We start from the raw sequence: 24,612 nt of genomic DNA, 5'->3' as shown, positions 1-24,612 counted from the left end.
ATTTTGTCTTCTATATCGCCGCTTTACCGCATTACACTTTATGTGAATCGGAACACGTGCACTTCTATTTTAACGTTTTTGATGTAAGAAGTGAACCCCTGTCTATTCACAGATCAAAACACCCCATTTACATGAGGTGTTCAGATGTACTACGCTTCCATCATCAGCAGTTGGTGGGATAGCGTTTGCAGGCGTTCATGGCAATTCCCGATTTTAGCCTTATCTCCGTCTGTCATCGCTATGAACAGCTTCTCCAATTCATCGTCCACTTCCATTTTTAGCAGCAGCAGTCGGGTTTCTCCTTCATTGGAAGCGTACATATCCTCCATTTCCTGTGCGGACAGCACCGGTCCCTTCTGATAAATGACACGCTGCTTAAAGCCTGTAACCTCGACCAGACGAATGACCTCACCAAACAAAATATTTTCTACCAAAATATGATGATCCTTGACTCTTTTGACAATGGCATGACCTCGGGTGCTTCCAATCAGCTTCTCCAACCACTCAGCCAGCTTGGCATCGCGGATTACATAATCTCCAGCCAACTTGTAGTGTCCTGTGCGCAGCTGTTGAAAACGGAGCTTCACCAGCTTACGCCCGGTTCTCACCGACAAAACCAGGTACGACTCATCCTCGCTCCAGTACAGCGAATACCCTTCCGATATCAAATCCTTGATCAGATTATGGATATGCCGACGGCTAAACCGGAGCTCTAGATTGCAATATTCTACCTCACAGCCCTTGTTCACGGCATTCCCTCCTTTTTCAAGTCCGATTCAAGAAGTCCGGCTACAGCAAGCCTGCGGCTTTCCCGCTTGATCTTCCCTTGCTCTATTTTATACTTCATTTTATGTAAGGGTACTTGGTTATTTGACCTATTTTTATGAGTAACAGCGAACAATCCTACTTTTGCCTTATATGCTTGTTTCAAACCTAGTCTAAAGTCGGCCAAGCCCGGCGGCATTATGCTATAATTGGACATATTACGCCACACGTTATGGCTTAACCCAGTTACAGGAGGAAAAGGAATGACATTTAGTGGATTTACTGCAAAGGACTTCGATGTTTTTGAAATACCGGGATTGGAGCCTCGTATGGAAGTGCTGATTCAGCAGGTTCGGCCCAAGCTGGAGGCAATTGGCGAGGAATTAGCCCCATTTCTGACGGACTTATGTGGAGAGCCCATGCACGTTCACGTCGCCAAGCATGCACGACGCAAAGTCAATCCCCCCAAAGATACTTGGGTAGCCTGGGCGGCAAATAAGCGCGGGTACAAGGCGCTGCCGCATTTTGAGGTAGGTATGTTCGCTTCCCACCTATTCGTTATTTTTGCAATTATTTATGAAAGTCCTAACAAAGCTACATTTGCCCAGGCACTCGAAGCCAATCTGAGCGATGTGCGCTCTAACCTGCCTGATCATTTTTACTGGTCCATGGATCATATGGCTCCAGAAGGCACAGAACAACAACACATGGATAATGAAGATTTTCAAACGATCATCCATAAGCTACAACAGGTAAAAAAAGCGGAGGTCATGTGTGGAATCCGTATTGACCGAGAAGATCCACTTGCCAACGACGGGGCTGCATTATTACAGGCAGTGCGTTCTACCTTTGAGCATTTGCTGCCGCTGTACCGAATGTCTTTCTCGAAAGAGTAGCCCTCGCCGCTTTTCAAGGCGCTGTTCAGGCCTCCACAGTCTTCCTGCGTGGATTGCGCGCCAGAGCCAGGTGGCAGCCAAACATGAGCAGCATCACGACCCCACTGATGATAAATGGAGCGGTGTGTCCGACACGGTCCCATAGCACTCCTGAAACGAGCGGGCCTATAACCATGCCTGAGCCTTGAAGTGTTAAAAAAAAGCCCCACACCGTTGCTCGCTCGCTTTCCGGAATCAATCGGGCAAGAAAGGTGTTCCATGCAGGCAAAATGAGCGCATATCCCAAACCAATAAGCGCCACGGATACAAACACCAGCGGAATAGATCGAACGATTGAGAAGAAAAACAGCGTAATTCCGGCTAGCAAAAAGCCAACATGTAGAAAATACTCCGTTCCAAGTCTGTCGACCAACTTGCCACAAGGGATCAGTGCTAGCACAGTCACCCCACCGCCTGCAATCAGAAGCACGCTGTACAGGTTTGGTGAAATCCCGAGGTCCGTCCGAGCGTACAGCGTCAGTACGGGGCTGATCAAACCGATAACAAAAGACTGCAAAAATAGCGCCGGGTAAATTAACGGATTGACGTTAAGCTTTGTTTTGAGCACAGCGATCGTCTCCTGGATTCCTTTCAGAATTTGCTGTTTCTGCTTTGTGTACCCATCAGACGACACTAGAGCGCTCTGTTCGAGGTCACCTTTATCAGGAGACCTTTTCGGTCCTGGCAGCATAAGAGCAACCAACAACAATACAATACTGCATCCTATCAAAATCATGAACACCATGCCGTAAGAATGCCCATAGTGGGATATGGCAAAGTTCATAATGAGCGGACCCAATCCCGTTCCACCCATAGACGCAATTTCCAGTGTGCCCATCACCGCGCCATTGCTGTTATTAGGCCCGGACATTTCGGTCGTTCCGGTCATAACACAAGGCCAGAGCGGAGAAGTACCCAGACCGAGCAGCAGACACGCAACGACGAGCCACACGGGCTCTGTCAATACGCTCAGCATAATAATCGCTACAAGCGTAAACAACAGTGCGGTCGACATCGTTCCGCGGTAGCCGAGCCGTTCAGCCATCCAACCCGCCGGTGCCCGAAACGCATTGTCTCCAAAATACTGAAGCGAAAAGGCCAAACCAATAATCCCGGCCGACAAACCAAGCGTTTCTCCCATATATACCGGCAGGATGGATACCAGAAGAGATCCTTTCATAAATTCGACCAGAAATACCAAAACCCACAATTTGCTAAAAAAAGGAGTCCACCACCGCTGCGAAGCTTTTTTTCTTCCTATTTGCCTCATCTAATCCACTTCCTCCACCTTCGTTTTTTGGCTGTATAGACCGGGTTCTCAGCCTACTCCACTCTTTCGCAAATAAATGCGCCCTCAATCGCTTGCATTCCTACTTCAAACTGCTATACTCAATTTTGTTCTATTATCACTTGCACAGGATTGTCGAAATCCTGCACGAAAGGTTGTGACAACACTAATGAATCAAAGCAACACCCCGCTTTTTACTGCTTTGAAAAAGCATGCTCAGAGCAACCCGGTTCAATTTCACATCCCAGGCCATAAAAAGGGAGTGGGAGCTGATTCGGAATTTCGCGAATTTATGGGGGATAATGCCTTTTCCATAGATATGATCAACATCGCTCCATTGGACGATCTGCATCAGCCATCAGGCGTCATCGAAGAAGCTCAAAAGCTTGCAGCAGAGGCCTTCGGAGCTGATTATACGTATTACAGTGTACAGGGGACAAGCGGAGCCATCATCACCATGATTATGTCGATTTGCATACCTGGTGATAAAATTATTGTACCCCGAAACATACACAAATCTATAATGTCTGCCATTATCTTTGCTGGTGCAAAGCCGGTATTTATTTCTCCAGTCAGTGATGAGAATCTCGGTATTCACCACGGGGTTACAACCAAGTCCGTACGCCGGGCATTGGAACGCCACCCTGACGCCAAGGGCGTCCTTGTTATCAACCCGACATATTACGGTGTGTGCGCCGATTTGAAGGAAATTGTAGATCTCGCTCACAGCTATAATGTGCCGGTCCTGGTCGATGAGGCTCATGGAGTACTGATTCATTTTCACTCTGATCTACCGATGTCCGCCATGGAGGCGGGAGCAGACATGTCAGCTACAAGCGTTCACAAGCTGGGTGGTTCCTTGACTCAAAGCTCAATTCTGAATGTAAATACGAAAAACGGATACGTTAACCCACAGCGTGTACAAACGATTTTCAGTATGCTGACAACAACGTCGACTTCGTATATTCTGCTGGCTTCGTTGGACACATCCCGACGTAATCTGGCCCTTAACGGTCATGAAATAGCACAACGCGCTCTGGAATTGGCTGAATATTGTCGTTCAGAGGTCAACAAGATTGAAGGGCTATATTGCTTTGGCAGCGAAATTCTTGGCACGGAAGCTACCTATGATTATGATCCAACCAAAATTACGGTTCATATCCGCCATTTGGGCCTTACCGGATACGATGTGGAGAATTGGCTGAGAGATCACTACAATATCGAGGTTGAGCTTAGCGATATGTACAATATTCTCTGTTTGGTGACCCCTGGTGATACCAAAGAGGAAATTGAAATTTTGTTGAAAGCTCTGCGTGAGCTGGCTTCTCTGCACTATTCCACAGGTCAGGAGCATGAGCTAGTTGTAAAGATACCGGATATCCCTCAGCTCTCCCTCATTCCAAGAGACGCTTTTTATGGAGATACGGAAATCGTGCCTTTCAAGGAATCTGCAGGTCGCATTATTGCAGAATTCATCTATGTGTATCCACCTGGTATTCCAATCTTACTGCCAGGAGAAGTTATTTCGCAGGACAATATTGATTATATTGTTGATCATGTAGAAGTAGGCCTGCCTGTTAAAGGACCTGAGGACCGAACAGTACATCAGGTGAAGGTTATCGTCGAAACTGACGCTATTTCATAATATTGAACTGTCAACACATGCTTAAAAAACATGTTGATAGTCAAGAAAAAAAGCCCCTATTCGGGGGCTTTTTTTCTTAAAGAGCTATACAGCTGCTGCATCCAATTCTATTCGTATTGGGCAACAAGCTCGCTATATGCGGCTTCTACACGTTTCCACTCATCTTCGTCCTCAATATTGTAAAGCACCATTTCTTCGTTTTCTTCTTCCATACGAAGAATAATGCCATCCGCTTCAGGATTGCCTCGCTCAAGCAGAAGAGCATAAATGTGATCTTCTACGTCAAAGGTCTCTACCAGCACCATTTCTACATCTTTACCATTTTCATCAGTTAGCGTAAGAACCATTTCTTCATGTTCGTGGTCATGATCGTGGTTGCAGGCTTCACCGTGTTCATGTTTGTGATCACTCATGGAAATACCTACCTTCAAATTGTTTTATTTTCCCCCGTATCGTAACATGATCAAGGGTGCAGGTCAATTTGTGGTATGCCTAATTTATCGCTGTAATGACTTTTTCGGACACCAAGGTATAGCTGCCGTCTTTGCTCTCTTTAATATAGAAACCAACCCGGTAATTCCCTGCTGTTTTGAAATCATACGTAAAGTCGTTCGTACGGAACCAGAAGTTATCCTTTTGCGCTCCTTTGATATCTTGAGACTGAATATCCTTCACGTTGCCCGAAGGGTCGGTGATCGCTACCTTCACTCCGGAGATATCTGTTTTCAAGGTATCAATTTGACTAAATACATTAAATTTCACTTTATTGCCTTTATTCACGTTACCAAACACAGTATCTCCTTTGAACAGGAACATATGCACATTAGGCTGGTCGAAAACAACTTTTCCACCGGATGGATCAAAATTGACAAGTCCGTTAAAATCACGGATGGGCACATAGGTTTTCCCATCAATGACAACTGCACCATCTTTTGACACTTCTCCATTAATAATCAACTGCACTTGGTCCTTGGCGGATTCCGCCGAAATGGCGGTCCCTCCCATTATTGAAAAGGCCATCATCAGGGCCATCACTCTTCTCCATTTCATAACTACTAATCCCTCCATCGTCATCTGTTTAAAACCTTCTGTCGTACATTTATACCTAGCTCAGCCGCACAAGTTGCGCTGTGTTTCACAAATTGTCCAAAGTTTTTACATAAGGAGCCAAATCTTTAGTTCCGGTAGCATAGGTGATAAAATACGACTGTAGAAGTCCTAGTACACAAAGTCTGGAGGATAAATCCATAATGAGCCTAACGATACAAATGCTTGGCACAGGCAGTGCCTTTGCCAAGCATTATTACAACAACAACGCGCTGCTGGACAGCGGAGAAGGCAAACTGCTGATCGATTGCGGTACAACCGCTTCTTTAGCATTACACCAAATGGACGTCCCTTTGCCTGATATTGACGCAATTTTAATCACACATATTCACGCAGATCATGTCGGAGGTTTGGAGGAATTCGGTTTTCAAATGAACATTCTTCATCGTCGCAAGCCTCTACTTTATATCGCCGAACCACTAATCTACCCTTTATGGGAGCATACACTCAAGGGCGGAATGTCACAGCAGGGTATGATTGACAAGCTTGAAGATGTATTCGAGGTAAACGTAATAACGCCTGGTGTACCCACTACATTAGTATCCGGTATTCAGGTGGAGCTAATCCCTACAAGGCATATTCCTGGTAAAAACAGTTATTCCATATTCATTAATGACCGCCTTTTTTATAGTGCAGATATGGTTTTTGACCCTGATTTGCTTCATCATCTGGTGCATGAACGAGGATGTCGGAGTATTCTCCATGAGGTTCAATTACAAGGCGCTGGAGAAGTCCATACGACATTGGACGAGCTGCTAAGCTTGGCGCCATCTCTTCAAGAACGGATTCATCTAATGCACTATAGTGATGATATGGAACAGTTCAGGGAGAAGGCAGGGGTCATGTCCTTTCTGGAGCAGCAACGAGTATATCAACTTACAGAGTTGGAACGTGCAGAGTAGCATGCTAAATACAGCTTGAACAATTAACAAAAGCCGCCTGGCTTTCCTACAAAGGATAGCCAGGCGGCTTGCTGTTCTTGAATATAATGATGAACTTGCATTCTAATGTTGCGAGTTAAGGTCAGAACAATGGCAGTTGATCCAGGTTATTAGAAGGATCTCCATCGGCATCTCCCCGAATTCGTTTGCTTCCATCCTTGGCCTTGAACACGTTAACGCCTGCAATTGAGCCTGCCTCAATCTCATTCAATGCTTGGCTATAATCTAAAATCCGACCGGTAGATGTCTGAAAAGACGTAAGGTCGCCATCTCCGTTTTTACGTACTGCTGTAATTTGCTCCCGTTCTGTATTAGCCATGCTGTATCGCTCCTTATCCATAGTATAGTGGAGGAACTTTTACTAGCATGCACATTGTACAGATTTGTATGCACCTTACGCTGTCGACTACAACTTTTTACGCATACGTACATGCGGTATTCCCGCATCGTCAAAAGGTTCATCGGAGATCGTCTCATAACCGAGCTTTTCGTAAAACTTCTCGGCTTGACATTGGGCATCTAGCAGCGAGTATCTTAGCCCCAATTCACGTGCACGTTCCTCCAGTGCTAGTAGTAATACACGTCCATAGCCTGCGGCACGATGCTCCTTGAGGACGGCAATACGTTGCATTTTAGCTGTATCTTCCTCATAGTATGTCAACCGACCAGTGGCCACCATTTCACCATGTTCACAAATTAGCAAATGATGGGCCGTATCTCCCAGCTTGTCATAATGATCAACTTCTAAATCGAGAGGAACTTTTTGCTCTTCGACAAACACTTTGGTACGGATCGATATTGCCTCCTGTAGCTGCTCCTCTGTTGTTACACTTATAATTTCTGCGGCCATCATCTGTTCCCCCTATCATTAATTCCAGATTGCAAACTCACTAAATTCGAATTATATATATAAATGCTCATGAAGTACAGGCTGACTTCTATTTTTCCACTTTACATATATGGTTAATACATGATATTATCTAGTAACCGCAGGACGGTAGCTCAGCGGGAGAGCATTATCTTGACAGGGTAAGGGTCATGGGTTCGATCCCCATCCGTCCTATTCGTCAAAAGCCTTGATACTCAAGGCTTTTTTGTTTGTCTCGAGATAAATCCAGTTATCCTGTGAAAAGAAAATAGGTTATTGACTAAGATTTAGTCAATAACCTATTTTTCAATCAAAATGATGCCCACTTCTTCAACAAAGCCTTTCACCTTGATCCTTCTATTATATAGAAGAAAAAAAGCAGAACCTCCAGCGCAATACGCATAGAACTCTTAGATTACGATATAAACCTCCCCGCTCTCACTGTCAATCTCCGTGGGGTAAGCAGTCACACATCCAGTATCCGGCTCTTGCACCCGGCCAGTGGAAAGGTCAACTTTCCAGTCATGGAGTGGACAATGGATCGTTGAGCCACATATCATTCCTTCGGATAACCGTCCCCCTTTGTGCGGACAAAGATTCTCAAGCGCATGCACGCTGCCATCGCTCAGACGGAATACAGCTATCTCTGTATTATGAATGCGAACTGTCCTTGCTCCACGTCGGTCTATTTCGTTCAGATCAGCTATTCTGATTCTGTTGGTTGTCGTATTAGTCTCCATTTTGTCAGCCCCCTATTCCATTACTGGCTTAAGTTCCGGCAGTTGCACAAAATTTTTGCGCAGCTCTTCGTTGTGAATAATTTCGTGCCACGGATCAGTCGTCGTGCTTAACGTCTCCTCAATTCTGGTCACCAGTTGCTTCCTCGTCTCTGCATTCGCGAGTGCCTGTTTGATGGATTCAACTCCGACCCGTTCCACCCAATGGGCTGTGCGTTCGTTCCAATTGGCCTGCTCGCGATAATACTGCAGATAGGCACCGGTCCATTCCATCACTTCATCCTCAGTTTTAACGGTACAAAGCAGTTCAGCTGCCCGAACCTTAATACCGCCGTTACCTCCAACGTAGATCCCCCAGCCACCGTCAATAGCAACGACGCCCAAATCCTTGATCGTCGCTTCAGCGCAGTTACGCGGACAACCAGATACAGCCAGTTTGACTTTGGATGGCGCATTCAGACGTTCAAATGCCTTTTCCAACCGGATGCCCATACCCATAGCATCCTGAGTGCCAAAGCGACAAAAGGTGTTACCTACGCACGTCTTAACCGTTCGCAGCGTCTTTCCATAGGCATATCCAGACGGCATATCCAACTCGGCCCAGATCCCCGGCAAATCCTCCTTCTTCACACCAAGCAGGTCAAGACGTTGGCCACCCGTAAATTTCACCAGAGGCACATTGTATTTCTCTGCGACAGCAGCAATTTTCTTCAAGTCGGCAGGTGAAGTAACTCCTCCGTAAATACGAGGTACGACGGAATAGGTGCCGTCTTTCTGAATATTGGCATGGTAACGTTCATTCGTAAATCTGGATTCCTTCTCATCCTCATAATCCAGCGGCCATAGCATACCTAGATAATAATTGAGGGCCGGCCGACATTTAGTGCAACCTTCCGGTTCGTTCCACCCCAGCACATTCATCACTTCTTTGACGCTCTTCAATCCCATCTCCCGAATGCCATCAATGATCGCTTCCCGGTCAAGCGTCGTACAACTACAAATTCCCTCTTTCATCGTTTCTCCGGCTTCTGCGCCTGCGTATAGCTGTAAGAGTCCCTCCACTAATGGCCTGCAGCCGCCACATGATGCCGATGCCTTCGTGCATGCCTTAATCTCCCCGACACTCCGGCAGCCAGCCGCAACCGCCTCTCCAATGTCACCCTTGGATACACCATTACATCCGCATACAATTTCGTCATCAGGCATCTGCTCTAGCATCATGGCGCCACTAGCTTCAGGTTGACCGGGATTGAAGCCAAGTAATAACTCTTTCTCTCGGCCAACCACCGACTCGCCACTTTTGATCAAAGAAAACAGCATGGCTCCGTCAGACGTATCCCCAAACAGAACAGCTCCGATCAGTTTTTCTTCCTTGATCACGATTTTTTTGTAGACGCCGCCAATATCATCCTGATACCGCAGGGAACGTGTTCCCGGTTCATCCTTGTAATCCCCTGCTGAAAACACGTCGACACCCGATACCTTCAACCTTGTCGAGGTAACAGAACCACTGTAGCCGGGAGTCTCCATTCCCGCGAGCCGCTGAGCCAGTACACCACCTTGCTCATATAATGGAGCAACCAGCCCGTAAGTGATTCCCCGGTGTTCTGCGCATTCTCCAACGGCGTAGATTCCGGGGATATTCGTTTCCATGTAATCATTTACGATGATGCCGCGGTTTACAGGGATTCCCGCCGACACCGCCAGTTCAATGTCTGGTTTGATGCCTACCGCCATAACGATCAGATCTGCTTCCAGCTCGCTGCCATCGGCAAATTTCAACCCTTCCACGCGGCGACGCCCCGTAATAGCCGCCGTCCGCTTATTGACCAGAAAAGTCATTCCCTGCCCCTCCAGCTCGCGCCGTAGCATAAGGGAAGCAGCCTCATCCAGCTGTCGATCCATAATATATCCGTTAATATGAATAACGGTGACGTCCATCCCCAAGTTAAGCAGCCCCCTAGCTGCCTCTAGCCCAAGCAATCCGCCGCCGATGACGGCTGCTTTTTTGTGCGTCTTTGCCGTCTCCATCATCGTTTCACAGTCACGAATATCCCGGAAACCGATAACACCTTCCTTGTCGGCTCCTGGAAGCGGCAGAATAAAGGCTTTAGAACCCGTTGCCAACAACAACAAATCATAAGAGATGCATACGCCGGAGCGCGACGTCACCTGCTGCTTTTCCGTATCGATAGCGGTGACAGGATCATCGGTATACAATCGAATATTGTTGTCTTCATACCAACTCCAGTCGTTGATGACAATATCCTGCAAACCAGCCCCTCCCGCCAGAACGGAGGACAGCATGATCCGGTTATAGTTTGGATGGGGCTCGGCCCCGAATACCGTAATTTCATAGCTACCTGGTGCAAGCTTCAGCAAATGTTCGAGAGTGCGTATTCCCGCCATTCCGTTGCCGATCAACACTAACTTTTGGATATCGTTCATCAGGTCACTCCCCTTCCATTTGTATCCTTAAAACATAAAAAGCCTGCTTCACATATGGGGATTCAAAATATCCCTCACATGAGAAAACAGGCTCCATTGCCGTTTCATCGAATACGCCGTTGTATCCATCAGAGTATGGAATTAAAAAGTACTGTAGCTAATATATAATGGTTCAAATGATATGTCAACATTCCTTACGCAATATCTTATAAAAAATTATATTTTATCACCATGTAACATATCTATGACGTATAAAATATCACTCTCCTACAAAATTAGGATTGATTTTCAGACCAAAACACGCCAAAATGGTTTAAAAGTCCGTTTTAATTTGATGATGATGAAAAAAATAAGCAGACAGATAAAATTCCATGTCATATTTGTTATCAATGAATACCATCCCCATCCCTAACTACCCTTCATGTTACAGAGAGGAGGAGCCCGCTTGCGTTCCTTGTTGGTAATTCACTTACATTCTGACCATGTATCTGAGCAGACACACGCCGTTTCCTCATGGCAGGCAGGACCTGAGTACCTTTTAGAGTCCAACGGATACCTAACTCTGCCCTGCCGCAATGAATCCGAAATCAAACAGCTAATCCTTAATGCAGATGCGGCGGTACTAAACATACCTGTCGGCACTATCAGCATATGGAGTGACAGGCTGGAGCAAGCCAAAGCGGTTCCATTGCTCTGGTGGTGCAGCGCAGAATCAGCGCTATCATCGACAGAGGCTTGTGAAGCTGATGTCACTGTCGATGGCATTCTAACCCCTTCAATGGCAGCCCATGAACTGAATTGGGCTCTTCATTTTAGTGCCAAACGCTTTTTTGAACGCCAGCATTGGCAAAGTGAACGCAAGCAACTGACCGCTCGGCTGGAAGAACGCAAATGGATTGATATGGCCAAAGGAATACTGGGGGAAGTAAACGGCATCCCGGAAGCGGAAGCATACGATGTGCTACGCAAAAAAGCAATGAACGAACGCAAACGTATCGTTGATGTGGCCATCTCCATCGTCAAAGCACAGCAAATGCTAAAAGCATAAATCTGAAAGGGGCCTGAACATGAATATCATTGAAATATTAAAAGAAGTGGGTCGCGGCAAAAGAGGCGCCCGAGATCTGAATTATGCCGAAGCCGAAGCTGCTGCCGAGCTTATTATGACCCAGTCGGCAACCCCTGCTCAAATCGGAGCTTTCTTTGCCGCGGAGCGCATTAAAATGGAGAGCGTTGCCGAGCTGGAAGCATTCGTAAACGTCTGCCGTAAATATACCCATCGCTTCCCGATGCAGGAAGGTATTGATTTTGCCGGTCCATACGATGGCAGGAAGTCATCGTTTATCGCCACCTTCGCAACAGCCTTCGTACTCGCCTCATACGGAATACCTGTAACGATGCATGGCAGCGCACCTCTCCCTCCCAAATGGGGGGTTACGCTACCGCTTTTACTGCAGGAAATGGGGGTTACGTCCGGGAACATGACACGCGAAACCGCCATTCATGCCGCGAAGCTGACTGGTGTACTATTCATAGCCTCCGAACAGTGGTGCGCGCCCCTGCGAGATCTGCGGTCCATTCGCGAAGAGCTGGGGCTTCGCACGGTGCTGAATACTGCCGAGAAACTGGTTGATTACGGTTCTTCCCCCTATATTGTATTCGGCGTTTTCCACAATACTGTGTTCGAGAAGACGGCGAAACTCATGCAAAATCTCAATTACCGCAGGGCTCTGATCGTCCAGGGGAGCGAAGGATCGGAGGACCTGTTCATCGATCGGCCGACCCGGACTTACCTGCTTGCTAACGGCGAGGTGTCACTACAGGTTATTGATCCAGAAATGTACGGGCTGGATTCGGTGGTACCAGAGCATAACTGGACCCCCGCTGAACAACTGCGCATTACGGAGGAAGTGCTACAAGGTACAGCTTCTATAGCCTTTTCGAATCAAGTGTTACTCAACAGTGCGGTCCGACTGTTCGTTGCAGGACGAGTCGACTCCATAGAGGAAGGTTTGTATACCTGCAAACCACTGCTAGAAAACGGGGACGCCTGGAATTTGTATAAACAATGGCGGGAAGCTATGCTCAGAACAGAAATAAAAACGGGAGCAAACATATCCGAAACCCGATTGCAATTATAATATCGGCCTCACGCAGTCTGTGATTGCAGGCCATTAACTGTCCAATCCAAAAAGACCAGCCCTCATTCATACAATGAGGGCTGGTCTTTCAGAGTGTCGAGAAAGTCCAGAGGACTTTTCGACACTTCTATTTTTATATGGGGAGACGCATATTTTAAAACAAAAATCGATTTAAAACGATCTGAGGACCCTAGTTTTTAGACCACTAAGACAGTTTTAAACCCCCTGCAAAAAAACAGGGGGTTTCTCGACAGCCTGAAGACCAGCCCTCATTCATACAATGAGGGCTGGTCTTTTATGCAATGAAAAAGTCACTTACTCCGTCCTGCTCTAGAACTCAGACCATTCCCCATTATCTGCACTTGTTGCAACTGCAGCCAGATGAAGGGGACGAATACGTACAGCTGCCGTTTTGAAGCCAGGCATCCGGCAGAACGGATCAAGATCGGGTCGGGTCGCCCGATTTACATTTTGTATCCCGCCCCAATGCATGGGTACGAAGAGCGTGTCTTCGCGGATATGTGGTTTGATTCGGCTGCGGACAGTGAAATTGCCGCGCTGTGATGCTATTTCTACCCACTCCCCGTCCCTGATATGCCAGCGTCGCGCTGTCCGCGGATGAATTTCCACATAATTTTCAATCTCTCGCGCGGCCAGCGACGGACTTCTGCGCGTTTGTGCACCGGTCAAATAATGAGCCAGTACACGGCCGTTCGTCAAAATAAGCGGGTACTCCTCTGATATCTCCTCTCCTGCTCCACAGCTTTCAACCACCGTAAAAACAGCCTTTTGATCGGAATGGGCAAAGGTTTCCCGAAACATCATATCCATACCGGCTCTGTCCGTAGACGGGCATGGCCAATATACTCCTTCTTCACGACGCAGCCTGTCATATGTGATCCCATAATAATCGGCAGGACCGCCCCGGCTGGCAAGCCGCAGTTCTTCAAAGATATGCTCAGCATCCCTGTAAGAGAAATAGCTGCCCTTGTTTAGCTTTGCAGCCAACTGACACAAAATGTTCCAGTCATCTCTAGCCTCGCCCGGTGCGGGCCTCGCCGCTTCCCGTAACAGAACGCGGCCCTCCAGATTGGTCATCGTCCCCGTATTCTCCAAATAAGACGTCACAGGTAAAACAACGTCGGCCATCCGTGCGGTTTCAGTGAGAAACATATCCGCCACAACCAGCAGATTCAGCTTTTTGAGGGCTTCCTCCACCAGCCGGACATTCGGGTTAGATACAACAGGATTAGAGCCCATCACGAACAGAGCTTGGATTTCTCGCTGATGAACAAGCTCCATCATTTCATATGCGGACACCCCTTTTCCCGGCAAACTGCTTGGTTCAACTCCCCACACGGACGCCACATAGAATCGATCTTCTTCATTCTCAATCGATCTGTAGCCAGGAAGCTGGTCAGCCTTTTGGCCGTGCTCTCTCCCCCCTTGCCCGTTTCCTTGTCCTGTGATAGCCCCATAACCGCATCCTTCCCTTCCTATCTTGCCAGTGGCCAGCACCAGATTAAGAAATGCACGCACCGCCATATGTCCATCTGTCTGCTGTTCGACACCTCTGGCCGTAAAAACGATGCCAGTCTCCACACTGCCAAAGGCACGTGCTGCCTGCCGGATCATTTCTACCTCAATTCCGCACAACGCAGCCGATTCGCTCAGATCCACACCCTTCAAATGAGTCAACAGCTGGTCATAGGCGTTGGTCCGCTTGCGGATAAACTCTTCATTCGCAAATCCTTCATCCACGATGATCTTTAGCATGGCATTGGCCAGCACAGCATCCGTACCCGGCTTGATTTGCAGGTGCAAATCGGCGGCCGCCGCCGTTGGTGTCGCGCGCGGGTCAATCACGATGACAAACGCGCCGTTTTCCTTCGCCTCGTGAAAATAAGGCATTAACGTCGGCTGGCATTCAGCGATATTTGTACCTGCGAGTACAATACAACGAGCTAATGGAATATCAGCCAGTCTGCAGGTCAGTCCGCGATCAACGCCAAACACTTTACTACCAGCGGATGCCGCTGCCGACATGCAGAAGCGCCCGTTATAATCGATATATCGCGTACCTACAGCCACTCTTGCAAATTTACCGAGTAAATAGGCCGTTTCATTGGAGAGTGAACCTCCACCGTAAATTCCGATTGCATCGGCACCCTGTGTGGACAGTAGCGTAGAGAAACTGCTAGCTATAGTATCCAATGCCTCCTCCCACTTGACGGGAACAAGTTTGCCCTCTTTGCGTATGAGAGGCTGTACCAGCCTTTCCGCATGAGTCGCATGCTGATGCGCATTCATTCCCTTGATGCACAGCCTACCTTGCGAGGCTGCATTAGGCTTCCCTTCCGCCTTATACACTGTACGGATGATACCCGCGAGTGTCTCTGTACCCGTGCTAACGGTCATCTTACATTGCACGCTGCAAAACGGGCACTGCGTATCCATTACTGACGATACATGTAGCCCAGCTTCCGGTTTGCTTTCTCCTGACTGACACATCAAAGTCACCTCCCCTTCGCCATTTTTCGTAATTTTATTGTCTGCACACGCTAGATATATCGCCACAACTCCAACTCAACCCGTCATCCTGTCAGGATTGTGGTCCGTAGGCTGCCCGCCAGTTCACTTCGAAGAGCAGCATCAAGCACACTTTCCCGTAGCGCCATAACGCCAGTCCTTTCAATCCACTCCCACATTTTCTCCCCGTACCGGGCACTATGTCGGTATATTCGCAAGCAAACTGCAGCCAGCAGGACTGCTTCTGTCGGGTCCTCCTCCAATCCAAGCAGCTGCCCCTGGCGAACCGGATGCTCAGCATGACCACCGGCATAAACCTCCCAGCCTGCTGGAGATCGGGATATTCCAATATCGTGGACAAGTACACCTCCGGGATACTCCGATCCAGGACAAACAGAAACTGTAACCAACGAGGGCAATGCAAGACTTCCCCATAAAGTTGCCAACCGTTCTCTTAGCCAGGCTACTTCTACAAATACCTGATCCATCAGGTCCGACTTAACAAAAGCCTGATTCTCGGCATTTAGGTTCGTAAAGCGCAGACCCGCAGAGGGCGCTTCTCCTCCGCACTGCGCGGCGACCTGAACCGCAACACCAGAACTTAATCGATTTGTCGCAGATCTGTCTCGCAACCCGAGAGATTCCAAATAAAAAAGTACAGCCGGACGACATAATTCACACCCCTGCTGTCTGGTCCAACCGAGACGGGACACTACTTCCTTTGGTGTCTGACAGGCTGCGTCCACCATAGCTGTCTTAAGCGAATCATGATCGTAGTGCGTACATCCACACACAGGGACAACTTCTTGGCCGGTCGGAGTAACTACAGGCCCGGAAACTGTCGATCGGGACAAACTATTTTTGACCAGTGCAGCCACCAGCGGCCGACAGCCCCCACAGGAACCGGATGCTTTGGTCCGGCTTTTCACTTCTTCCACCGTCTTCAGCTTATCCGTAGCAATCGCTCGCAAAATAGCCCCCTTACTTACGCCGTTGCATGCACATACCGTCTCCTCTTCCGGCAGTGCGGCTACCGCATCCTCTGCTCTGCTCTCGCTGTTATCCTGGGATGCAAGCTCTGTAGCCGACGCGCCGCGCCGTACCATACCGAGCAGGGAGTTACTTTCCGCCGTATCTCCGAATAAAATGGCACCAGTGACAGCACCGGCATGCATCATCACTTTTTTGTAAACCTCCTGCATCCCGTTATACTCCATGACCGCTATCTCGCTTCCCTCTTCGCGAATGTCTCCTACGGAAAACAGATGAATCCCCGCTACCTTGAGCTGCGCATACGGAACCGTCCCTTCATAGGGAGCCGTTTCGCGACCACAAATAACTTTTGCCAGCACTTTGCCCTGCTCATATAGCGGCGCCACTAGCCCGTATGAAATCCCGCGATGCTCAGCACATTCGCCGACGGCATAAATACCGGGAATACTCGTGCGCATATAATCATCCACGACAATGGCACGGTTTACGGTCAGACCGCTGTCCTGAGCTAATTCGATATTCGGTCGGATACCAACCGCCAGCACAACCAAATCCGTTTCCAACCTGTTCCCGTCCGCAAACATCAATCCTTGCGCCCTGTTTCGGCCTATGATGTTGACCGTTTCCTTCGCCAAATGAAACCTCATGCCCTGTTGTTCCAGCTTTTGCTGCAGAAGCACAGCCGCCGTCCGATCAAGCTGACGGTTCATAAGATACTGCGCATTATGAACAACCTCAGTTTCCATCCCTAGATTCAGCAGGCCTTGAGCGGCTTCAAGTCCTAACAGCCCCCCTCCGATAACTGTGGCCTTACGGTATGTTTTGGCATATCTTGCCATGGTTTCACAATCATTCACATCACGAAAAGCGATTACCCCCTGTTTTCGAGCTCCGGGAATGGGCGGCATGAAAGGCAATGAGCCCGTTGCCAATATGAGCATGTCATAAGGTTCTTTCATGCCGGATTCCGTTTCCACCATCCCGGCTGCAACATCAATACGACAGACGCGTTCACCCGCGTACAGCTTTACCCCGTTCTCTTCATACCAGTCCCAGTCATGGGTAACGATGTGCTTAAATGAGCTCTCCTCCTGAAGCATTTTGGACAGGAGCACTCGGTTGTACCCGGGACGGGGCTCTGCACCAAATATCGTGATTTGGAACCGCTCTGGCTCCAGATCAAGTATTTCCTCCACACATTTGATGCCTGCCATACCGTTGCCGACGACGACCAGTTTTTTCATCATATTAAACCAGCCCCATTCTCCGAATAAAATAAGACAGAAAAAGCCCTTCTCCATTCCATGGAAAAGGGCACCGTTGCCGTAAATGTCGGCACATCGTTGTGCCGATATGTATCTAAGATTACTGAATTGTGAATGTCATGTCAATATTCAATACATGAAAGCTGCATTTTTTCACCTCATATTTAATTTTTTGCGATTTTGTGTTATGTATATTGACATAAAACAGATCCCTTTTTATAATTTGATTAAAATCACTCCAACGTGATCATACCAAGTCGACTCACAATGAGGTGTGTCAACCACGGCAATGAAGCCGCAAACCCATTTCCTAGATACCATCTAGGGGCGATTTGCGGCTTTTTCATGTTCAAATTACATTTTGCAGACAAAGAACAACAATTAGAACAGGAGAGATGGAGAATGAACAAAAAAAGTTTCTGGAAAAGCGGACACAAGCCCACCCTATTTGGCTCCTTTCTGTATTTTGATATCAGTTTTATGATATGGGGAATGATCGGACCATTGGCCGTTGTAATTGCTAATGATTATCCAATGGACCCTGTACAAAAAGCCAATCTTGTCGCCCTACCTATACTCGGTGGTTCCCTGCTGCGGCTCGTGCTCGGATTCATGTCGGATTATATCGGTCCGAAGCTCACGGGACAGATTGGTATGCTTGTCACGATAATCCCTCTCTTGCTCGGCTGGCTGTGGGTTGATTCGCTAGAGCACATGTACGTTGTTGCCCTGCTCCTAGGCGTAGCTGGAGCATCATTTGCAGCTGCGCTGCCGTTGGCCAGTCAATGGTACCCCAAAGAGCATCAAGGCTTGGCTATGGGAATTGCCGGTGCCGGGAATAGCGGTACCGTCCTTGCGACATTGTTCGCCAACCGCATTGCTCAACATTTTGGCAGTTGGGAAGCCGTTTTCGGATTGGCCATCCTCCCCATCTTAACCGTCTTCGTTCTGTTCAGTATTTTTGCCCGCAACAGCCCTCACCGCCCAGCACCAAAAAGTCTGTCGCAATATGCTTCGGTGCTCAAACAGAGGGATGCCTGGGTATTCTGTGCCTTTTACTGCGTGACGTTTGGCGGATTCGTTGGCCTTTCTAATTATTTGACTATTTTCTTTAATACCCAATATGGCCTCTCCGCGGTACATGCCGCCGATTTTGCGACCATTTGTGTGATTGCCGGAAGCTTCTTTCGTCCTGTAGGTGGCTTTTTGTCCGACCGGATTGGTGGTTCACGCATGTTAATGTACTTGTATGCAGGAGCCGGGATTATGCTCGCCGGCATTGCGTTTTTACCGCCACTTGCCGTGGTAGTCGTTCTGCTGTTCGTAGGCATGATGTGCCTTGGCGCTGGCAACGGCTCCGTATTCCAGCTCGTTCCGCAGCGGTTCGGCAACGAAATCGGGCTCATGACCGGTATCGTCGGCGCTGCTGGTGGCATAGGCGGGTACTTTCTTCCCCTTATACTGGGTCATCTATACAAATCAACAGGTTCCTATATGCCAGGCTTCATCTGTCTGAGCCTGATCACATTCTGTGCCTTTACCCTCGTCATCATCATGCAATTGAAATGGCGTAACAGCTGGATGCGACGCTCTGCTACAGTTACTGATGAAGCCGTCAAGCGCATCGGAGAATTAAATGCCTGATGTTCATTAAACATAGAGCTGCGAAGCATTGAATTGTCCCTCAACCATCCCTATAGCCAAAAAAATAGCTTAACTTCGTTTATATAAAATGAAGTTAAGCTATTTTTCATGCACACTCAGTCGAATCACACCTATAAAAACTATGATAATTATCACATTGAATCAATATTTTCCGAAAATATTATGAAAATTAAATGAAATTTTCATTCGAAAAACATTGAAAATCGCTTTCATTTTCATAATTTTTCTTATGTAAACACTTATATAACCATTTTTCACACAACATACTTCTTCACTTGGTTTAAAATAAGGCGTATACTTGTTCACGAATTGTTCAAGGATTAACAAAATGTAATTTTTTAGAAAGAAGGAATTGAAATGCGTGCTTTTCATTTTACGGAAGACGGATCTATCGAAACCAAATTAACCGGAAAAGATCTACTTGCCAACCCCCTGCTGAATAAAGGAGTGGCTTTTACTCTGGAAGAACGGAAACAGCTTGGACTTGATGGTCTCCTTCCTCCTACGATATTAACTATTGAGGAGCAGGTTCAGCGGGTTTACGAGCAATTTCAGAGCCAACCGGATAATTTGCGTAAAAATGTTGCGTTAAATGATCTTTTTAATCGGAATACCGTCCTTTATTATCGTTTGCTCTCTGAGCACCTCAGCGAAATGCTCCCGATTGTTTATACACCAACAGTAGGCCAGGCTATACAGGAATACAGTCATGAATATCACAAGCCTGGTGGTATGTATTTATCTATCGATAATCTTGCGGGTATTGGAGAGGCTTTTAAGAATTTGAACCTAGACCCTGATGATATCGACCTGATCGTAGCCACAGATTCCGAGAGTATTTTGGGAATCGGGGACTGGGGAGTCGGAGGTATTAATATCTCTATTGGTAAGCTTGCTGTGTATACAGCTGCGGCTGGTATAGATCCTAGCCGGGTGCTAGCAGTTGTTCTTGATGCAGGTACAAACAACGAGAAACTATTGGAAGATCCTTTATACATGGGGAATCGTCATAAACGTGTACGTGGAGAACAATATGACCAATTTATTGACACTTATGTTCAAGCTGCACTGTCCTTTTTCCCGAATGCCCTGCTGCACTGGGAAGATCTGGGCAATGTCAACGCACGGAACATTATCAATAAATACGGAAATAGTATTTTGACTTTTAATGACGATATTCAAGGTACTGGAGCGGTTACGCTCGCAGGTGTGATGTCTGGTGTTCAATTGTCCGGAATCCCACTGAGCAAGCATCGGGTTCTAGTCTTTGGTCCAGGAGCTGCTGGAATCGGCAATGCAGACCAAATTAGCGCCGCCATGATGCTGGAAGGACTGTCAGAAGCAGAAGCAAGACGTAACTTCTGGGCTTATGATTACCGTGGACTGCTTACCAACGAAACAGAAGGACTTTTTCCATTCCAGGTCCCTTATGTGCGTGATGTTGCAGAATGCCGTGACTGGGAACATGCTGAGGATGGCAAAATCCCTTTGCTTGAAGTCATTCGCCGCGTGAAACCGACGATTATGATCGGTACTTCCGGTGTTACTGGGGCATTTAGTGAGGAAATCGTTAAAGAAATGGCCAAACATACAGAACGTCCTATTATTATGCCTATGTCCAACCCGACTCCACTGGCAGAAGCAACTCCGCAAGATTTGATCCACTGGACCGAAGGAAAAGCCCTCATTGCAACAGGAAGTCCTTTCGAGCCGGTGATCTATAACAATATTAAGTTTGAAATTGGGCAATCCAACAATGCTTTCGTATTCCCGGGTCTGGGTCTCGGCGCAATCGTGGTAAAATCCAAAATTATAACAGATAGCATGTTTGCAGCAGCTGCCCATGCAGTAGCTCAAATGGTTGATTTGTCGCAGCCTGGTGCTTCCCTGCTGCCAAAAATCAATGAGCTACGAGAAGTATCTGAAGCGGTAGCCGTGGCTGTAGCTAAGGCAGCAGTTCAGGATGGAGTAGCGCGTCATCAACCGGACGATATCGCACAAGCGGTTCGAGATGCGATGTGGGACTGCAAATATAAACCCATCAAACAATATGGTCAGGAAGCCGTCCTGGTTTAAAAAATAGCGAACAACATCAAATTTGTACTTGCATACGCAAAGTGATTATTTAATTGATGTCCGCCATTTTTGGCGGACATCTTCATTGGAGGCGACATCATGGCTACAGGTCATATTTTTATTATCTTAATTCCTATTTTCTTTGTCATTTTAATTGGTTATTTCGCAGGATTGTTCAAGGCCTTTAACCCTGCTTCTTCTAAGGGATTAAATACACTTGTGACGAAGTTTGCTCTACCTGCACACTTGTTTATTGGTATTACGACGACACCCAGAGAGACGTTGATTCAAAAGTGGCCCTTTCTTGTGGCTTTGCTACTTGGTGTAATCGGCTTTTATATTGTATTGCTCATTGTTTATCGCTTAATTGCCAAAAAAGGCCTGACTGAATCCTCCATGTTCGCATTGAATTCAACACAGCCTTCTTTTGCATTCATGGGAATTCCGGTTCTGGGCAGCTTGTTCGGAAGTGCGGCAGTCGCCATCCCGATTGCGATTACTGGGATCGTCGTTAATGCCATTCTTGATCCGCTTGCAAGTATTTTGGGAACGGTCGGTCAGCGCAAAACAACAGAATCCGACGGCACTAAAGGCAACTTATTTAAAGTCACTATGAAATCAGTCCTTCATGGACTCAGCGAGCCGCTTGCCTGCGTACCCTTGTTTGGTGTCGTATTGACTCTATGTGGATTCCACGCTCCGAAACTTTTGCAATCCATGTTTGATCAAATCGGCAATATTACTGCTGGTACAGCCCTATTTGCCATCGGGGTAACCATTGGTATCAAAAAGATTACGTTCAGTCCAAAAGCACTTAGCATCGCTGTGCTGAAAGCCATCGTGATGCCTATTGTTATGCTCGGTATTGCTGTTCTGATAGGACTATCCCATGAAGATGTAACCAAAGCCGTACTGCTTGTCGCTTTTCCCGGCTCGGCTGTGGCCGCTATGATTGCTACCCGTTATGAAACACTGGAAACGGAAGCTGCATCTGCATTTGTTATTAGCTCAGTCTTATCGCTCATTTCACTACCCTTACTCATTTCACTTCTTTTATAGGGGCAGAAACTTAAGAACCCTCAATGCAATCCAGGTATTTATAGGTATAAAGTATACCCGTTTGCTCTCATTTATCTTATTTTTTAAATATTGTTTGAACAATAAAGTGATTTAGTAAGAATTGAGTTGGAAAAACAACACAAAATCCAGTTTTGCCGACAAGCGGCGGTCCCATCGTTTCATTCACTAGGGGCCGCCGTTCTTTTTGAATAACCTTCTACTCTCCCTTTTAATAAATACCTAACATTTAGAAAGCAAATTGTCGAAATATATATGGGGTAGGTTGTATATGAAACTAAATTGCTAATTCAAAGGAGAAGAAAACGTGAAAAACTTGAAGTGGAGAACTATGTCCTTTTTTGGTAAAAATCTATTAATCTCTTTTCTTAACATCGTATTAATAGGTGCTATTCTCATCACATCCAGCTATATACTTCAAAAGAACATTCTCACCACGCAGCTGCAAGACCAAGTTAAAGTATTGACTAAAAAATGGGCAGAAGATGTTGACAAAACAAAAGTACAACAAGCATTGAATGAAAAAGATTATAACGGCTCTGTTCAACAAGATTTACGCAAATTTCTCGATTCTATTCACACACTTTATCCTAACGTTGCCCAAGCTTACATATTCGGCACAGAGCTAAAAGAAGGAAATCAAACCTCCATTATTGGCGTTCCCACAAATTTAGTCCAAGCTTTCCAAGACTCGAAGATGAATATTGGGGATATGTACACTCTTCCAGACGAAAATGTACAAGGTGTAAATAAAATGCTTCAATCTAAAGACTCAGCGTTTAGCAGCTTTTATACTGACGATTTTGGCACATGGACGACCATTGTTTACCCAATTACAGATGAAAGCGGTAAAATCACAAGTGCGATATACTTTGACGTAGACGCGAGCTCTGTACCTAACGGACTTCATAAATTGCTTGTATATGGTGTTTCATTGCTCATTCTGTTCCTTGCGATCTTCTTAACGGTCCAATATTTACTGGTAAAACGGACCCTCTCCCCGATTCGTAGCTTGATGAAGGGCATTGAGGAAGTCAGCGAGGGGAATCTGAATGTAAAAATCAAGACAGGCGAGGACGACCTTGGCATTATCAATCAAAAATTTAATTCTATGATCAAACGCCTTAACGATACCATGGTGAAAGTACAGGATACGACGCAAGAAGTTACGGGATCTGCCCAGGAATTGTTAAGCATTAGCGAGAAAAACAGTACGAATACGAACGTCATTAACAGCAATATTCAGGAAATAACCCAGGGGCTTGAAGCTCAGGATCACGCAGCACTTGAAAGCTCCAGAGCTATGAATGAAATGTCGACAGTTATCCAAACGATTGCCGAAAGCTCCTCTTCCGTAGCCGATCAAGCTTATTCTATGGAAAAACGCTCCGTTGAAGGCAATCAGGTAGCCCAAAAGCTTTCCGCTCAAATGGACTCCATCTCCACTACAATGGAAAGTACAGCTGATTCCGTTAATGCGCTGCAGAACCGTTCTAACGAAATCAGCAATATCGTCAGCATCATTACAGGCATTGCCAGTCAAACGAATCTGCTTGCACTGAACGCTTCTATTGAAGCTGCCAGAGTCGGTGAAGAGGGCAAAGGTTTTGCAGTAGTAGCGGGAGAGGTGCGTAATTTGGCTGAACAGTCTCAAGAGTCTGCCAAACAAATTGCAGAGCTTATTGAAGAAATCCAAAAAGAAATTGAGCAGACTGTAAAAGGCATCAGCCTTGGTACAAAAGAAGTTCACATTGGGCTAGAAGTTACGAAGCAAACAGGCGAAATGTTCTCTGAAATTTTAGATGCGTCTAATAAAGTGTCGTCACAAATTCAAGAGGTATCCAGCGCAACGGAGCAGATTTCAGCCAGCACGCAGGAAATGTCAGCTACCTCTGACGAGCTGTCTTCGACAGTTAGTAAAACAGTCGACAGCAGTAAACAAATCGAGCATACCATTGGAGAACAGGCTGAGTCTATGGCTTCTATTGTCCAAGCTTCTGACAAGCTTACATTGATGTCCGGGGAGCTGGAAGAGCTCATTTCGTTCTTCAAGGTGAACCGGGAAGCCTAATTTTATAACTTCCAAGTAACTCAAGATAACAATAAAGAACCTCTAGTTTGCATAGAAGCGT

At 46.8% G+C, this 24,612-nt stretch carries 19 protein-coding genes and 1 tRNA gene; 10 read left to right on the top strand and 10 right to left on the bottom strand.

Features of this window, described 5'->3' with window-relative positions:
• Nucleotides 1-149 precede the first annotated feature (149 nt).
• Entirely contained in the window at nt 150-749 is a 600-nt protein-coding gene (locus ACL9RM_RS03495) for a hypothetical protein (RefSeq protein ID WP_165177417.1), read from the bottom strand.
• Between the two features lie 279 nt (nt 750-1,028).
• Between ACL9RM_RS03495 and ACL9RM_RS03490 the strand changes: the two genes are divergently transcribed.
• Nucleotides 1,029-1,661: a YktB family protein gene (locus tag ACL9RM_RS03490; protein ID WP_250268780.1), complete on the top strand. Its 633-nt coding sequence runs from the start codon at nt 1,029-1,031 to the stop codon at nt 1,659-1,661.
• Nucleotides 1,662-1,686: 25 nt separating this feature from the next.
• Here the strand turns inward: ACL9RM_RS03490 and ACL9RM_RS03485 are convergent, their stop codons facing one another.
• On the bottom strand, nt 1,687-2,970 hold the full coding sequence (locus ACL9RM_RS03485) for an MFS transporter (RefSeq protein ID WP_250268781.1): 1,284 nt from the start codon (nt 2,968-2,970) through the stop codon (nt 1,687-1,689).
• Between the two features lie 187 nt (nt 2,971-3,157).
• On the opposite strand from ACL9RM_RS03485, the gene ACL9RM_RS03480 reads away from it, so the two are divergent.
• Nucleotides 3,158-4,633, top strand: coding sequence for an aminotransferase class I/II-fold pyridoxal phosphate-dependent enzyme (locus ACL9RM_RS03480; protein ID WP_061828985.1), 1,476 nt, complete (start codon nt 3,158-3,160; stop codon nt 4,631-4,633).
• 107 nt (nt 4,634-4,740) lie between these two features.
• Here ACL9RM_RS03480 and ACL9RM_RS03475 read toward each other — a convergent pair whose 3' ends face one another.
• Together ACL9RM_RS03475 and ACL9RM_RS03470 are read right to left on the bottom strand one after the other, a co-directional pair.
• Complete coding sequence (locus ACL9RM_RS03475) at nt 4,741-5,046, bottom strand: DUF1292 domain-containing protein (RefSeq protein ID WP_061828984.1); 306 nt, start codon at nt 5,044-5,046, stop codon at nt 4,741-4,743.
• 79 nt (nt 5,047-5,125) lie between these two features.
• Nucleotides 5,126-5,683, bottom strand: coding sequence for a hypothetical protein (locus ACL9RM_RS03470; protein WP_013310940.1), 558 nt, complete (start codon nt 5,681-5,683; stop codon nt 5,126-5,128).
• Nucleotides 5,684-5,883: 200 nt separating this feature from the next.
• On the opposite strand from ACL9RM_RS03470, the gene ACL9RM_RS03465 reads away from it, so the two are divergent.
• Entirely contained in the window at nt 5,884-6,642 is a 759-nt protein-coding gene (locus tag ACL9RM_RS03465; protein ID WP_250268782.1) for an MBL fold metallo-hydrolase, read from the top strand.
• A gap of 121 nt (nt 6,643-6,763) precedes the next feature.
• On the opposite strand, the gene ACL9RM_RS03460 is transcribed toward ACL9RM_RS03465, so the two are convergent.
• Both ACL9RM_RS03460 and ACL9RM_RS03455 read right to left on the bottom strand, forming a co-directional pair.
• Nucleotides 6,764-7,000, bottom strand: coding sequence for a DUF3892 domain-containing protein (locus tag ACL9RM_RS03460; RefSeq protein WP_013371899.1), 237 nt, complete (start codon nt 6,998-7,000; stop codon nt 6,764-6,766).
• Nucleotides 7,001-7,087: 87 nt separating this feature from the next.
• Nucleotides 7,088-7,531 (bottom strand): GNAT family N-acetyltransferase, encoded by a 444-nt coding sequence (locus ACL9RM_RS03455; protein WP_069289898.1) that lies wholly within the window; start codon nt 7,529-7,531, stop codon nt 7,088-7,090.
• A 141-nt stretch (nt 7,532-7,672) separates the two neighbouring features.
• Between ACL9RM_RS03455 and ACL9RM_RS03450 the strand changes: the two genes are divergently transcribed.
• Nucleotides 7,673-7,744: transfer RNA gene (locus tag ACL9RM_RS03450), tRNA-Val, on the top strand.
• Between the two features lie 215 nt (nt 7,745-7,959).
• Here ACL9RM_RS03450 and nirD read toward each other — a convergent pair.
• Nucleotides 7,960-8,289 (bottom strand): nitrite reductase small subunit NirD, encoded by a 330-nt coding sequence (gene nirD / locus ACL9RM_RS03445; protein WP_250268783.1) that lies wholly within the window; start codon nt 8,287-8,289, stop codon nt 7,960-7,962.
• A gap of 12 nt (nt 8,290-8,301) precedes the next feature.
• Nucleotides 8,302-10,734 carry a nitrite reductase large subunit NirB gene (nirB, locus tag ACL9RM_RS03440; protein ID WP_250268784.1) on the bottom strand — a complete coding sequence of 811 codons (2,433 nt, stop codon included), beginning with the start codon at nt 10,732-10,734 and terminating at the stop codon, nt 8,302-8,304.
• Between the two features lie 445 nt (nt 10,735-11,179).
• Here nirB (ACL9RM_RS03440) and ACL9RM_RS03435 point away from each other — a divergent pair, with 445 nt between their 5' ends.
• Nucleotides 11,180-11,782 carry an ANTAR domain-containing response regulator gene (locus tag ACL9RM_RS03435; protein ID WP_061828979.1) on the top strand — a complete coding sequence of 201 codons (603 nt, stop codon included), beginning with the start codon at nt 11,180-11,182 and terminating at the stop codon, nt 11,780-11,782.
• Between the two features lie 19 nt (nt 11,783-11,801).
• Nucleotides 11,802-12,875, top strand: coding sequence for an anthranilate phosphoribosyltransferase (locus tag ACL9RM_RS03430; RefSeq protein WP_250261016.1), 1,074 nt, complete (start codon nt 11,802-11,804; stop codon nt 12,873-12,875).
• Nucleotides 12,876-13,205: 330 nt separating this feature from the next.
• Here the strand turns inward: ACL9RM_RS03430 and nasC are convergent, their stop codons facing one another.
• Together nasC and nirB (ACL9RM_RS03420) are read right to left on the bottom strand one after the other, a co-directional pair.
• Nucleotides 13,206-15,386 carry an assimilatory nitrate reductase catalytic subunit NasC gene (nasC, locus tag ACL9RM_RS03425; RefSeq protein WP_250268785.1) on the bottom strand — a complete coding sequence of 727 codons (2,181 nt, stop codon included), beginning with the start codon at nt 15,384-15,386 and terminating at the stop codon, nt 13,206-13,208.
• A gap of 83 nt (nt 15,387-15,469) precedes the next feature.
• The gene (gene nirB, locus ACL9RM_RS03420; protein WP_250268786.1) at nt 15,470-17,644 is read right to left on the bottom strand and encodes a nitrite reductase large subunit NirB; all 2,175 of its coding nucleotides are present in this window, start codon (nt 17,642-17,644) and stop codon (nt 15,470-15,472) included.
• A 420-nt stretch (nt 17,645-18,064) separates the two neighbouring features.
• Here nirB (ACL9RM_RS03420) and ACL9RM_RS03415 point away from each other — a divergent pair, with 420 nt between their 5' ends.
• The 4 genes from ACL9RM_RS03415 to ACL9RM_RS03400 all read left to right on the top strand — a co-directional run bounded on the left by ACL9RM_RS03415 (nt 18,065) and on the right by ACL9RM_RS03400 (nt 24,551).
• Entirely contained in the window at nt 18,065-19,306 is a 1,242-nt protein-coding gene (locus ACL9RM_RS03415) for a nitrate/nitrite transporter (RefSeq protein ID WP_235309484.1), read from the top strand.
• A gap of 378 nt (nt 19,307-19,684) precedes the next feature.
• Nucleotides 19,685-21,403, top strand: a complete 1,719-nt coding sequence (locus ACL9RM_RS03410; protein ID WP_023989354.1) for an NAD-dependent malic enzyme — start codon at nt 19,685-19,687, stop codon at nt 21,401-21,403.
• 99 nt (nt 21,404-21,502) lie between these two features.
• On the top strand, nt 21,503-22,462 hold the full coding sequence (locus tag ACL9RM_RS03405; RefSeq protein ID WP_025718424.1) for an AEC family transporter: 960 nt from the start codon (nt 21,503-21,505) through the stop codon (nt 22,460-22,462).
• A 325-nt stretch (nt 22,463-22,787) separates the two neighbouring features.
• Entirely contained in the window at nt 22,788-24,551 is a 1,764-nt protein-coding gene (locus tag ACL9RM_RS03400; RefSeq protein ID WP_250261012.1) for a methyl-accepting chemotaxis protein, read from the top strand.
• The last annotated feature ends 61 nt before the right edge of the window (nt 24,552-24,612 follow it).

The sequence above is a fragment of the Paenibacillus sp. S29 genome (assembly GCF_049319765.1).
Taxonomy (GTDB): Bacteria; Bacillota; Bacilli; order Paenibacillales; family Paenibacillaceae; genus Paenibacillus; species Paenibacillus polymyxa_B.
This window is presented reverse-complemented; position numbering and strand designations above follow the sequence as displayed.

Bases quoted from the DNA above. Each gene is read 5' to 3' on its own strand.
- nasC (WP_250268785.1), bottom strand. From the start codon at position 15,386: ATGTGTCAGTCAGGAGAAAGCAAACCGGAAGCTGGGCTACATGTATCG.
- ACL9RM_RS03490 (WP_250268780.1), top strand. From the start codon at position 1,029: ATGACATTTAGTGGATTTACTGCAAAGGACTTCGATGTTTTTGAAATA.
- ACL9RM_RS03475 (WP_061828984.1), bottom strand. From the start codon at position 5,046: ATGAGTGATCACAAACATGAACACGGTGAAGCCTGCAACCACGATCAT.
- ACL9RM_RS03470 (WP_013310940.1), bottom strand. From the start codon at position 5,683: ATGAAATGGAGAAGAGTGATGGCCCTGATGATGGCCTTTTCAATAATG.
- ACL9RM_RS03460 (WP_013371899.1), bottom strand. From the start codon at position 7,000: ATGGCTAATACAGAACGGGAGCAAATTACAGCAGTACGTAAAAACGGA.
- ACL9RM_RS03405 (WP_025718424.1), top strand. From the start codon at position 21,503: ATGGCTACAGGTCATATTTTTATTATCTTAATTCCTATTTTCTTTGTC.
- nirD (WP_250268783.1), bottom strand. From the start codon at position 8,289: ATGGAGACTAATACGACAACCAACAGAATCAGAATAGCTGATCTGAAC.
- ACL9RM_RS03410 (WP_023989354.1), top strand. From the start codon at position 19,685: ATGCGTGCTTTTCATTTTACGGAAGACGGATCTATCGAAACCAAATTA.
- ACL9RM_RS03430 (WP_250261016.1), top strand. From the start codon at position 11,802: ATGAATATCATTGAAATATTAAAAGAAGTGGGTCGCGGCAAAAGAGGC.
- ACL9RM_RS03455 (WP_069289898.1), bottom strand. From the start codon at position 7,531: ATGGCCGCAGAAATTATAAGTGTAACAACAGAGGAGCAGCTACAGGAG.
- ACL9RM_RS03465 (WP_250268782.1), top strand. From the start codon at position 5,884: ATGAGCCTAACGATACAAATGCTTGGCACAGGCAGTGCCTTTGCCAAG.
- ACL9RM_RS03485 (WP_250268781.1), bottom strand. From the start codon at position 2,970: ATGAGGCAAATAGGAAGAAAAAAAGCTTCGCAGCGGTGGTGGACTCCT.
- ACL9RM_RS03480 (WP_061828985.1), top strand. From the start codon at position 3,158: ATGAATCAAAGCAACACCCCGCTTTTTACTGCTTTGAAAAAGCATGCT.
- ACL9RM_RS03415 (WP_235309484.1), top strand. From the start codon at position 18,065: ATGAACAAAAAAAGTTTCTGGAAAAGCGGACACAAGCCCACCCTATTT.
- nirB (WP_250268784.1), bottom strand. From the start codon at position 10,734: ATGAACGATATCCAAAAGTTAGTGTTGATCGGCAACGGAATGGCGGGA.
- nirB (WP_250268786.1), bottom strand. From the start codon at position 17,644: ATGATGAAAAAACTGGTCGTCGTCGGCAACGGTATGGCAGGCATCAAA.